This window comes from Pantoea sp. CTOTU50773, assembly GCF_032082325.1.
In the GTDB taxonomy this organism is placed as follows: domain Bacteria; phylum Pseudomonadota; class Gammaproteobacteria; order Enterobacterales; family Enterobacteriaceae; genus Pantoea; species Pantoea communis.
The window spans coordinates 1-10,661 of the sequence record NZ_DAMDQC010000148.1; the positions used below are offsets into that span (position 1 = coordinate 1).

Annotated in this window: 14 protein-coding genes and 2 pseudogenes; 10 read left to right on the forward strand and 6 right to left on the reverse strand. The window is 51.2% G+C overall.

Features of this window, described 5'->3' with window-relative positions:
* The 4 genes and pseudogenes from rplQ to RT340_RS18555 form a co-directional block, all read left to right on the forward strand.
* Positions 1-65 (forward strand): annotated as a pseudogene (gene rplQ, locus RT340_RS18540) (50S ribosomal protein L17); the annotation flags it as partial.
* Between the two features lie 110 nt (positions 66-175).
* Positions 176-547 carry a DUF1992 domain-containing protein gene (locus RT340_RS18545; RefSeq protein WP_211729874.1) on the forward strand — a complete coding sequence of 124 codons (372 nt, stop codon included), beginning with the start codon at positions 176-178 and terminating at the stop codon, positions 545-547.
* Position 548: 1 nt separating this feature from the next.
* On the forward strand, positions 549-986 hold the full coding sequence (gene zntR, locus RT340_RS18550) for a Zn(2+)-responsive transcriptional regulator (RefSeq protein WP_058960612.1): 438 nt from the start codon (positions 549-551) through the stop codon (positions 984-986).
* Positions 987-1,036: 50 nt separating this feature from the next.
* Positions 1,037-1,234, forward strand: a pseudogene (locus RT340_RS18555) (alternative ribosome-rescue factor A); the annotation flags it as partial.
* 38 nt (positions 1,235-1,272) lie between these two features.
* On the opposite strand, the gene mscL reads toward RT340_RS18555, so the two are convergent.
* The 5 genes from mscL to def form a co-directional block, all read right to left on the reverse strand.
* Positions 1,273-1,686: a large-conductance mechanosensitive channel protein MscL gene (gene mscL, locus RT340_RS18560; protein WP_034830732.1), complete on the reverse strand. Its 414-nt coding sequence runs from the start codon at positions 1,684-1,686 to the stop codon at positions 1,273-1,275.
* Between the two features lie 111 nt (positions 1,687-1,797).
* Entirely contained in the window at positions 1,798-3,174 is a 1,377-nt protein-coding gene (gene trkA / locus RT340_RS18565; RefSeq protein WP_034830730.1) for a Trk system potassium transporter TrkA, read from the reverse strand.
* Positions 3,175-3,205: 31 nt separating this feature from the next.
* Complete coding sequence (gene rsmB, locus RT340_RS18570) at positions 3,206-4,492, reverse strand: 16S rRNA (cytosine(967)-C(5))-methyltransferase RsmB (RefSeq protein ID WP_097119786.1); 1,287 nt, start codon at positions 4,490-4,492, stop codon at positions 3,206-3,208.
* Between the two features lie 44 nt (positions 4,493-4,536).
* Positions 4,537-5,481 carry a methionyl-tRNA formyltransferase gene (fmt, locus tag RT340_RS18575; RefSeq protein WP_211729873.1) on the reverse strand — a complete coding sequence of 315 codons (945 nt, stop codon included), beginning with the start codon at positions 5,479-5,481 and terminating at the stop codon, positions 4,537-4,539.
* Positions 5,482-5,502: 21 nt separating this feature from the next.
* A complete protein-coding gene (def, locus tag RT340_RS18580; protein WP_034830726.1) occupies positions 5,503-6,015 on the reverse strand; it encodes a peptide deformylase in 513 nt (170 codons plus the stop codon).
* A 112-nt stretch (positions 6,016-6,127) separates the two neighbouring features.
* Here def and dprA point away from each other — a divergent pair, with 112 nt between their 5' ends.
* Genes dprA through RT340_RS18610 form a run of 6 tightly spaced genes read left to right on the forward strand, consistent with a single transcriptional unit; the run spans position 6,128 to position 9,915 of the window.
* Positions 6,128-7,252, forward strand: a complete 1,125-nt coding sequence (gene dprA / locus RT340_RS18585) for a DNA-protecting protein DprA (protein ID WP_211729872.1) — start codon at positions 6,128-6,130, stop codon at positions 7,250-7,252.
* The gene (gene smg, locus RT340_RS18590; protein ID WP_034830723.1) at positions 7,224-7,697 is read left to right on the forward strand and encodes a DUF494 family protein Smg; all 474 of its coding nucleotides are present in this window, start codon (positions 7,224-7,226) and stop codon (positions 7,695-7,697) included. The genes dprA and smg overlap by 29 nt, the downstream gene beginning before the upstream one ends.
* 24 nt (positions 7,698-7,721) lie before the next feature.
* On the forward strand, positions 7,722-8,276 hold the full coding sequence (locus RT340_RS18595) for a type I DNA topoisomerase (protein ID WP_072226551.1): 555 nt from the start codon (positions 7,722-7,724) through the stop codon (positions 8,274-8,276).
* Complete coding sequence (gene tsaC / locus RT340_RS18600) at positions 8,273-8,848, forward strand: L-threonylcarbamoyladenylate synthase type 1 TsaC (protein WP_045833801.1); 576 nt, start codon at positions 8,273-8,275, stop codon at positions 8,846-8,848. Before RT340_RS18595 ends, tsaC begins: the two co-directional genes overlap by 4 nt.
* Positions 8,849-8,851: 3 nt before the next feature.
* Positions 8,852-9,670 carry a shikimate dehydrogenase gene (aroE, locus tag RT340_RS18605; protein WP_211729871.1) on the forward strand — a complete coding sequence of 273 codons (819 nt, stop codon included), beginning with the start codon at positions 8,852-8,854 and terminating at the stop codon, positions 9,668-9,670.
* Positions 9,667-9,915, forward strand: coding sequence for a DUF1488 domain-containing protein (locus tag RT340_RS18610; protein ID WP_313377462.1), 249 nt, complete (start codon positions 9,667-9,669; stop codon positions 9,913-9,915). Before aroE ends, RT340_RS18610 begins: the two co-directional genes overlap by 4 nt.
* On the opposite strand, the gene RT340_RS18615 is transcribed toward RT340_RS18610, so the two are convergent.
* Complete coding sequence (locus RT340_RS18615; RefSeq protein WP_211729869.1) at positions 9,891-10,445, reverse strand: gamma carbonic anhydrase family protein; 555 nt, start codon at positions 10,443-10,445, stop codon at positions 9,891-9,893. The genes RT340_RS18610 and RT340_RS18615 overlap by 25 nt on opposite strands.
* Positions 10,446-10,661: the final 216 nt, after the last annotated feature.

The following is a 10,661-nucleotide window of genomic DNA, read 5'->3' on the forward strand; positions in this document are numbered from 1 at the left end:
CTCCGATGGCTTACATCGAGCTGGTTGATCGTCCAGAAGCTCAAGCAGAAGCTGCTGCAGAGTAATTTGCAGTAACGTAGAAAACCCGCTTCGGCGGGTTTTTTATTGTCTCCAATTCCCCATCCCCCCCATCTTTCGCTATGCTGAACGCTGTTGTAAGTCGTAGAGGTTCAATATGTGGTTAATTGACCAGCTGGTAGAACAGCAGATACGCGCCGCGCAGGAAAAAGGTGAACTAAGTAATCTACCAGGTGAAGGTGCACCTTTACAGCTCGAAGACGAAAGTGGCGTGCCGCCTGAGTTACGTACGGCATATCGATTACTGAAAAACTCAGGTTTTTTACCCCCTGAACTTGAAATGCGCCGCGAAGCTGTGCAACTCAACGATCTTTTACAGCTTTTGGATCCTGACGAGCATCAAGCCAGTGAACTCAAAAAAAGATTAACCCTGCTGGAGATGAAGTTACAGCAGGCAGGAATGAGCACAGATTTTTTACGTGGTGAATATGGCGGTGCCATTCGACACCGCATGCTTCAGGAGAAGTAACATGTATAAAATTGGCCAGCTGGCTAAACTTGCTGACGTTACGCCTGACACCATACGTTTTTATGAAAAGCAGCAAATGATGGATCATGAGATTCGCACTGAAGGCGGATTCCGTCTCTATAATGATGATGATCTTCAGCGCTTACGCTTTATCCGCTATGGGCGTCAGCTCGGTTTCAGCCTGGATTCGATCCGCGGTTTATTATCGATCCGTATCGATCCCGAGCACCATACCTGTCAGGAGTCCAAAGCGATCGTGGCCAGGCGTCTGGATGAAGTGAATGGCATGATTGCCGAGTTGCAAACCATTCAGCGCTCATTAGAACGTTTAGCCGCGACCTGTTGCGGGGATCTACATAGCAGTGCCTGCTGTTCTATTCTTGAAGCGCTGGAAAAAGGTGAAGAGCCGCAGGTGGAAATTTGTTGTAGCAAGGATTGAATTTCACACAGGAAAGCCTATAGTTGCGCCATTATTAACCGGAGGACATTATGAGTCGCTATCAGCATCGCAAAGGCAAGATTAACGATAACGCTTTGGAGGCACTGTTACATGATCCGCTGTTTCGTCAGCGAGTTGAACAGAATCAGAAAGGGAAAGGCAGCTACCGACGTAAAGATAAACATGCGAAGGGGAGAAACTGGGAGTCCAGTGATAAGCAGAAAAGTTTATCACTGGCCTTCTGCTTTACAGACAAAAAAGCCGCCTGCACTTGGCGGCTTTTTTATCACAGTTTATCGCTGTTCTGCTGTTTCAACAGATCGCGAATTTCAGTGAGCAACACTTCTTCGTTGGTTGGTTTTGGCGCTGGTTTTTCAACTTCTTTCTTCTGATACAGCTTGTTCATCAGTTTGATGGCCATAAAGATGGCAAAGGCGACGATGACAAAATCAAAAATGGTTTGAATAAAGTTACCGTATTCCATTACGACAGCAGGTACATCACCCTCGGCCGGTTTTAGGACCCACTTAAACTGTTTAAAATCGACTCCGCCAATCAGTAATCCCAGTGGTGGCATGATGATATTCGCGACCAGTGATGAAACAATCTTGCCGAAAGCGGCACCGATAATCACACCGACTGCCAAATCCACCACGTTCCCACGCATTGCAAAATCACGAAACTCTTTGAATAAACTCATTGTTATCTCCTTGCCTTGGCCAATGGCTAAAGTCTAACAAACCTTTGTGCAATTGCCATGATAACAGCGGATTAAGCAAAATTATCATGGCGGGCAAACGCCCGCGGCGATTTAGAGGAAGAAAGGACTTGGCTGGAAGAGACGTTCAACATCTGGGACAAACTTCTTATCTGTCAGGAACATAATGACATGATCGCCCTGTTCAATACGCACGTTGTCGTTAGCAATGATCACTTCATCGCCACGTACGACAGCGCCAATAATCGTACCCGGCGGTAGTTTGATATCTTCAATTAAACGACCCACTACGCGGGAAGTGGTCTCTTCACCGTGCGCAATAGCTTCAATGGCTTCGGCAATCCCGCGTCGCAGTGAGGAGACGCCAACAATATCTGCCTTGCGCACGTGACCAAGCAGGGCGGAAATGGTGGCCTGCTGCGGAGAGATGGCAATATCGATCACGCTACCCTGAACCAGATCGACATAAGCACGACGCTGGATCAAAACCATGACCTTTTTCGCTCCCATCTTCTTTGCGAGCATGGCCGACATAATGTTGGCTTCGTCGTCATTGGTGACGGCGATGAAAAGATCCACCTGATCAACATGTTCTTCGGCGAGCAACTCCTGATCTGAAGCATCACCATAAAACACCACGGTGTCGTGCAGACGCTCAGCCAGTTCTGCTGCGCGTTGTTGATTACGTTCAATCAACTTCACGCTGTACTGTTTTTCCAACCGCTGGGCCAAACCAAAACCGATGTTGCCGCCGCCGACCAGCATAATGCGCTTGTAGGGTTTCTCAAGGCGCTGCATTTCGCTCATTACCGCACGAATATGCTGGCTCGCGGCAATAAAGAAGACTTCATCACCCGCTTCGACGATCGTGGAACCCTGAGGGCGAATAGGGCGATCCTGACGGAAAATAGCCGCTACGCGTGTATCAATATGCGGCATATGTTCACGCAAAATGGACAACGGGTTACCGACCAGTGGCCCACCGTAATAGGCTTTTACTACTGCAAGGCTCACTTTCCCTTCGGCAAAGTTAACTACCTGCAATGCGCCAGGATACTGAATCAGGCGATAGATGTTGTCGATAACCAACTGTTCCGGTGAAATCAAATGATCGATAGGTACGGCTTCCGGTACAAACAGCTTTTCGGCATCGCGCAAATATTCCGCCGCGCGAATACGGGCAATTCGGTTTGGCGTATTGAAAAGCGAATAGGCAATCTGACAGGCAATCATGTTGGTTTCGTCGGAACTGGTGACAGCAACCAGCATATCGGCATCTTCAGCACCGGCTTCACGCAATATACGTGGATGGGAACCATGGCCGTGCACCACGCGCAGGTCAAATTTGTCCTGCAACGCGCGCAGACGGGTGGCATCCGTATCAACAACAGTGATGTCGTTATTTTCGCCCACCAGGTTTTCAGCAAGTGTGCCGCCAACCTGCCCGGCGCCGAGGATAATAATTTTCATCGTTGAATCGCTCTTGTCAGAATGCGCCGCACTATTTCTTTATCAACTTAGCGTAAAAGAATCCGTCACCGCCATCAACGCTCGGGAAGACTTGCCACCCATTGATTTGGCCTTCGGGCAGCTGCTCAGCGGCGGCATCATCGTGCTCAGCCAGAAAGGCCGCGATCTGCTGATGGTTTTCTTCGGGCAGGATCGAGCAGGTCGCGTAAATCATCGTGCCGCCGGATTTCAAACGTGGCCAAACTGCATTGAGGATTTCGCGCTGCAGTGCAGCCAGTTCAGGGATATCACGATCGCGGCGCAACCATTTGATATCAGGGTGACGTCGAATCACTCCGGTTGCAGAACAAGGTGCATCCAGCAGAATACGGTCAAATTGCTGGTCGCCGCACCACTCTGCAGGTGTCCGGCCATCGCCCTGACGCACTTCGGCTTGCATACCCAGGCGCTGCAGATTTTCATGCACGCGGGTCAAACGTTGTTGATCGATATCTACCGCCAGCACGTTTGCCTGAGGGGCGATTTCCAGAATATGCGTGGTCTTGCCGCCGGGCGCTGCGCAGAGATCGAGAATGGCTTCATTTTTTTGTGGCTCAAGCAGCAGAGCACAGCGCTGTGCAGACAAATCTTGTACTGTCACCCATCCTTGATCGAAGCCCGGTAACTGACTGACAGGAGCAGGGGATTCAAGGCGCAGAGCATCCGGCGCATCGGCGGGGAAGGCTGCTTTATCTTCAGCCTGCAACAGGTTCAGCCACGCATCACGGCTATGGTGCTGGCGATTGACGCGCAACCACATCGGCGGTCGCTGATTATTGGCGTCAACGATCTGCTGCCATTGATCTGGCCAGGCTGTCTGCAAACGCTTAAGCAACCAACCGGGATGCCAGTAGCGCTGTGGGCCTTGATCCACTGCAGCAACCAGTTCCTCTTGCTGACGCTGGAACTGACGCAGTACACCGTTAATCAATCCCTTCAGCGCCGTACGCTTCAGGACTTCTGCACCGGCAACCGTTTCGGCCAGTGCGGCATGTGCTGGCACGCGCGTGTACAGCAACTGATACAACCCAACCATTATCAGGTAATGCAGTACGCGCTGCTTTCCCGTTAACGTGCGCTCCATCAGTTTGCCAATCAGCGCTTCCAGTTGTGGCAGAGTGCGCATTACGCCAAAGCAGAGTTCCTGCAACAGCGCGCCATCTTTATCAGCCAATGTTTTTTGCGCGCCAGGCAGAATGGCACTGAGCGATTCACCTTTATCTACCACGCGTTCAATCAGTTGCGCGGCGAGACTACGCAGGTTAGTTGCTTTTTTCATATTCATTCATCAAACAAAAAAGCCCGGTTAAACCGGGCTGGAGATCAGGCCAGAAGGGTGCCAGTGGCAAACCATTCACGACGCGAATTCAGCAGATCTTGCGCGGACATGGCTTTCTTACCCGCAGGCTGCAGCGAAAGTAGATTGAGTACGCCGTCAGCGGTGGCAATCTGAATGCCATTTTTATCAGCATGGATGACTTCGCCCGGCTGTTTGTTCTGATGAGGTAGAACGCTAGCCTGCCACACTTTGACGGGTTGATCCTCGATCAGGAAGAAACTCACCGGCCAGGGATTGAAGGCACGAATGCAGCGCTCAAGCTGTGCAGCAGAAAGTGACCAATCAAGACGCGCCTCTTCTTTACTCAACTTCTCAGCGTAAGAAACCAGCGCTTCATCCTGCACTTCAGGCTGAGCTTTGCCGCTGGCAAGCAGATCGAGTGTATCCAGCATACTTTGTGGCCCAAGCTCGGCCAGCTTGTCATACAGTGATGCGCTGGTGTCTTCAGGCGTGATAGGACAGGAGAGCTTATGCAGCATGTCACCCGTATCCAGACCCACATCCATCTGCATAATGGTCACGCCGGTTTCGCGGTCGCCAGCCCAGAGCGAACGCTGAATGGGCGCCGCACCGCGCCAGCGTGGCAGGAGTGAACCATGGACATTGATGCAACCGAGTCGCGGCATATCGAGAACCGCCTTCGGCAGAATCAGGCCATAAGCCACCACCACCATGATATCGGCTTGCAGGTCAGCAACCAGTTGCTGATTATCTTCAGGTTTTAGCGATTTTGGCTGGAACACGGGAACATCATGCGCCTGTGCCAACATTTTGACAGGGCCTGGAGTGAGTTTATTACCGCGTCCTGATGGACGGTCGGGCTGAGTAAATACGCCAACTACCTGATGCTCAGAAGCAAGCAGCGCGTCGAGATGACGCGCTGCAAAGTCAGGTGTACCGGCAAAGATAATTTTTAGCGATGCAGACACAGTTTAACCTTCTGTTAGTACTCAGGCTTCGCGTGCGTTCATGCGGGCCAGCTTTTCCAGTTTCTGTTTGATGCGCTGACGCTTCAGCGGCGACAGATAATCGATAAACAGCTTGCCATCCAGATGATCGATTTCATGCTGGATACAAATCGCCAGCAGACCATCCGTTTCCAGCTCAAAGCTCTTACCGTCACGATCCTGCGCACGGACTTTGACCCATTCCGCACGCGGCACAAAGGCACGCTGTTCAGGGATTGAGAGGCAGCCCTCTTCAATACCGGTTTCACCGCTTTTTTCCAGCAGTTCCGGGTTAATCAACACCAGACGTTCGTCTCGATTTTCAGAAACATCGATAACAATGATGCGTTGATGAATGTCGACCTGAGTGGCCGCTAAGCCAATGCCTTCTTCGGCGTACATGGTTTCAAACATGTCATCGACAATGCGCTGAACGTCTGCGTTTACGGTAGCCACCGGCGCAGCGATTTTGCGAAGGCGATCATCAGGGAAATGTAATACCTGCAAAACTGACATAAATATCCAGATCTGTATGCGTTAAAGAAAAGATTACTACCTCATATTGTAGACTTTTTGTGGCCTGATTGACAGCATTGCACCGCATGTGAGCGGGCTTAAGGATGGACGCGTGGAGCGAGTGGAAGGGATACTCCGGCTGGCAAATGTTAAAGGCCTGCGCCGGCATCGCGTAGTGAATCTCGCGCGGAATTTGCAAACCGGTGCTGCCGTCGATGACGAATTACTGCACAGCCATGGTTTGAATGAATTACAGCGCCAACAGTTTAACGATTATTGCCCACGGCAACTGGCGCGCACGTTACAGTGGTTGGATCAACCTCATCATCATTTAGTCTCCTGCATAGATGCTAATTATCCGGGCCCCCTGGCTGAAATCAGTCAACGCCCCTCATTGCTCTATGTGGCTGGGCAACTCTCCGTTTTACAGTCACAGCAATTAGCTGTGGTGGGCAGTCGGCACTGTTCCCACTATGGCAAAGAGTGGGGCACATGGTTTACACAGCAACTTGCACTCAGTGGGTTGACCATCACTAGCGGGCTGGCTCGCGGTATTGATGGCGTTGCACACCGTGCAGCCTTGGACGCAAGTGGAAAAACAATCGCAGTGCTGGGCAGCGGCTTGCAACATATCTACCCCAAAAGCCATCAGTCGCTGGCGCAGGCGATCATGGATAACGAAGGGGCTTTAGTCTCTGAATTTCCTCTTGATATGGCGCCACATGCGGTGAATTTTCCGCGCCGTAACCGCATCATCAGTGGGTTAAGTCAGGGGGTGCTGGTCGTTGAGGCTTCACTGAAAAGCGGTTCGCTGGTCACGGCTCGCTGCGCGCTGGAACAAAACCGCAATGTTTATGCATTACCCGGAGCATTGGGTAATGATGGCAGTGAAGGTACGCATTGGTTGATTCAGCAGGGGGCACTGTTGGTTGCCCATCCAAATAACATCCTTGAAGATTTGCATTCCACATTGCAATGGCTGCCGGCAACCACTTCAGAAACAATATATTCACAAGACAGTGACGATGTTCCATTGCCATTTGCAAGCGTGTTGGCTAACGTAGGTGATGAGGTTACACCTGTTGACGTCGTCGCTGAACGTGCCGGCCAACCTGTGCCAGTTATCGCAGCCCAGTTGCTGGAGCTGGAGTTAGCAGGATGGATCGCAGCTGTACCCGGCGGCTATGTCCGATTGAGGAGGGCATGCCATGTTCGACGTACTTATGTACTTGTTTGAGACCTATATCCACAACGAAGCTGAAATGCGTGTTGACCAGGATAAATTGACCGATGATTTGGCCGATGCGGGTTTTCATCGTGAAGATATCTACAATGCGTTGAATTGGCTTGAACGTTTAGCGGACTATCAGGATGGTCTGGTGGCGCCTGTACAATTGGCCGCAGATCCGCTCTCAATGCGAATTTATACGGACGAGGAATGCCAGCGTCTTGATGCTGATTGTCGCGGTTTTATTTTGTTCCTGGAACAAGTTCAGGTGCTGAATATGGAAACGCGCGAGATGGTCATCGAACGGGTCACGGCTCTTGATACTCAGGAATTTGATCTTGAAGATCTCAAATGGGTGGTGCTGATGGTGCTGTTTAACATCCCTGGATGTGAAAACGCTTATCAGCAGATGGAAGAACTGTTATTCGACGTCAATGAAGGTATGCTGCATTAATTTGCGATTAATGCATCCGGAAATATGAGTAAATCAGCACTATTTTCTGTGCGTAAACACGATCCCTGCCCCGCTTGCGGGGCAGATTTAGTGATACGCAGTGGTAAACACGGCCCGTTTCTTGGCTGTGTGAATTATCCAACCTGTGATTATGTTCGTCCCCTGAAAAATCAGGCTGATGGACATATCGTTAAAGTGCTGGAAGGGCACGCGTGTCCTCAGTGCGGCGCAGATAAAGTTCTGCGTCAGGGGCGATTTGGGATGTTTGTTGGTTGTAGCCACTATCCGGAATGTGATTACACAGAAACTATCGATAAGCCCGACGAGACCGCGATTGCCTGTCCCCAATGTCAGAACGGAAAGCTGGTTCAGCGCCGTTCGCGCTATGGCAAAACCTTTCACTCCTGCGACCGTTACCCCGATTGCCAATTTGCAATCAATGCAACGCCTGTTGAAGGTATCTGCCCGCATTGCCAGTTTCCCTTATTAATAGAGAAGAAAACCGCACAAGGCATGAAGCGCTTATGCGCCAGCAAACGCTGTGGCAAGCTCATCGCCCAGGACGAAGAACGATCATGAAGCAAAAAGCGTATGTCCCCGGAAGTCTCGAATTTTGCATCGAGCAACTACAACAGCAGGCCGTTATTGCCTATCCAACCGAAGCGGTGTTTGGTTTAGGTTGCGATCCCGATAGCGAAAGCGCCGTCATGGCCTTACTGGCGCTCAAACAGCGTCCGGTTGAGAAAGGGCTTATCCTGATTGCAGCAGATTATGCGCAACTGGAACCCTACATTGCTGATCGCGAACTCACGGTGCTACAGCGTGAGCGAATGTTTGCTAGCTGGCCAGGGCCGGTGACTTATGTTGTTCCGACAACACCGCATACGCCACGCTGGCTAACAGGACGTTTCGATTCGCTGGCTATCCGCGTTAGCGATCATCCGGATGTGCAGGCACTTTGCCGTGGCTTCGGCAAACCATTGGTGTCTACCAGCGCCAATCTCTCCGGCGAGGCGCCGTGCCGCAATGCTGATGAAGTTGCACAGCAATTCGGTGCTCAATTCCCCGTGTTGCATGCTGCAACGGGCGGGCGGCTAAATCCTTCTGAAATTCGCGACGTTATCAGCGGCGAACTTATTCGTCAGGGTTAATTTATGGAACACTTCGCCGTTTTTGGTCATCCCATTGCACACAGTAAGTCACCTTTCATTCATAGTCTCTTTGCCGAGCAGACAGGAATCGCGCACTCTTATGGCCGGGTTTGTGCACCGCTGGAGGGGTTTCCTCAGTCAATTAGCGACTTTTTTACTGTCGGTGGAAAAGGTGCAAATGTCACACTGCCGTTTAAACAACAGGCGTGGGAACTGGCCGATGAACTCAGTGAACGTGCAGCCTTATCTGGGGCGGTTAACACATTAAAGAAAAAGGCAGATGGCTCGATCTTTGGTGATAATACCGATGGGATTGGCCTGCTAAGCGATCTGGAACGATTGAATTTGATCCGTTCTGGTGACCGCATTTTACTGGTGGGAGCCGGTGGTGCGGCTCGTGGTGTGATCCTTCCCCTGCTTTCTTTTGGATGTTCAGTGGTAGTGGTCAACCGAACGGTTGCCCGTGCTGAAGAATTGGCAAATATCTTCCAGCATAGTGGGGATATAAAGGCGAGCAGCTTTGCTGAGCTCTCCGGCCAGGCATTTGATCTGATCATCAATGCAACTTCCAGTGGCGTTGAGGGTAAAGTGCCGCCGTTGCCAGACTCATTGATCACCCCGCAAACACGCTGCTACGACATGTTCTATCAGCAAGGGCTGACGCCATTTTTGTTGTGGTGTCAGCAGCACGGTGCGGGTCAGCTGGCAGATGGATTGGGCATGCTGGTGGGGCAGGCGGCACATGCTTTCCAATTGTGGCATGGCGTGATGCCAGAAATTACCCCCGTTATTGCCCAATTAAAGCAGGCCATGAAGGAGTGAATCAGGCGATCCATTTTCCCGATCGTGAAAGTTGGGACGAGGAACGAGGAGCGATCGTTTTTCCGGTGTTGGTGCAAGGAATGGGGTTAACTTGTGCCATCAAGCCAGACGCATTACAGGACCGACTCGGAACGGGTGCAGCGATGGCGCTGTTTAGCGCGCATCGCTGGGATTTGGAAGAAGAAGCGGAAGCGCTTATCCGGCAGGATGAGATCGATGATCAAGGTTGGATCTGGCTCGCCTGAGCGAGGTATTCATCTTTCCAGCCAACATAATTGCTCGATGAATAGAGCAGACCTGCGATTTCCGCCTCACTCAATGGGCGGATTTGTTTCACCGGGCTGCCTAAATAGAGATAGCCGCTCTCCAGTCTTTTACCCGGCGGAACCAGACTACCCGCTCCGATCATGACATCCTCTTCAACAAACACGCCATCCAGCAAAATCGATCCCATTCCAACCAGCACGCGATCGCTGATATGACAGCCGTGCAGCATTGCTTTATGGCCTACAGTCACGTCTTCACCAATCACTAAAGGGTGCCCTTCCGGGTTGCTGGTGGATTTATGCGTGACGTGCAAAACGCTGCCGTCCTGAATATTGCTTCTTTTACCTATCACGACTTTGTTCACATCACCGCGGATAGCAACCAGTGGCCAGATGCTGACATCGTCGGCGAGCTGCACTTCACCCACCACTACGCTACTGCGATCGATCATTACGCGATCGCCGATTTCTGGAAAATGGTTCTTATAAGGTCGTAGGGCTACAGACATGATCTTTCTCCTTTTGCACTTTATACTCCTAGCCTGCGGCTTATCAGGCTGGCAAACAAGATGAATTTTGAGCGGATCGCTCGCGATCTCAGCGAAAAGATTGAAAACTCGCCAGTCGATTAAAAAGATCGAAAAAAGGGGTTGTGCAAAAAAATCGGATCCCTATAATGCGCCACCACTGAGACGGCAAAGCGGCAACGCAGACGGCTCAGCAGG

Excerpts from the sequence above, each read along its gene's own strand:
- RT340_RS18545 (WP_211729874.1), top strand. The coding sequence starts at position 176 with ATGTGGTTAATTGACCAGCTGGTAGAACAGCAGATACGCGCCGCGCAG.
- zntR (WP_058960612.1), top strand. The coding sequence starts at position 549 with ATGTATAAAATTGGCCAGCTGGCTAAACTTGCTGACGTTACGCCTGAC.
- mscL (WP_034830732.1), bottom strand. The coding sequence starts at position 1,686 with ATGAGTTTATTCAAAGAGTTTCGTGATTTTGCAATGCGTGGGAACGTG.
- trkA (WP_034830730.1), bottom strand. The coding sequence starts at position 3,174 with ATGAAAATTATTATCCTCGGCGCCGGGCAGGTTGGCGGCACACTTGCT.
- rsmB (WP_097119786.1), bottom strand. The coding sequence starts at position 4,492 with ATGAAAAAAGCAACTAACCTGCGTAGTCTCGCCGCGCAACTGATTGAA.
- def (WP_034830726.1), bottom strand. The coding sequence starts at position 6,015 with ATGTCAGTTTTGCAGGTATTACATTTCCCTGATGATCGCCTTCGCAAA.
- smg (WP_034830723.1), top strand. The coding sequence starts at position 7,224 with ATGTTCGACGTACTTATGTACTTGTTTGAGACCTATATCCACAACGAA.
- RT340_RS18595 (WP_072226551.1), top strand. The coding sequence starts at position 7,722 with ATGAGTAAATCAGCACTATTTTCTGTGCGTAAACACGATCCCTGCCCC.
- tsaC (WP_045833801.1), top strand. The coding sequence starts at position 8,273 with ATGAAGCAAAAAGCGTATGTCCCCGGAAGTCTCGAATTTTGCATCGAG.
- aroE (WP_211729871.1), top strand. The coding sequence starts at position 8,852 with ATGGAACACTTCGCCGTTTTTGGTCATCCCATTGCACACAGTAAGTCA.
- RT340_RS18615 (WP_211729869.1), bottom strand. The coding sequence starts at position 10,445 with ATGTCTGTAGCCCTACGACCTTATAAGAACCATTTTCCAGAAATCGGC.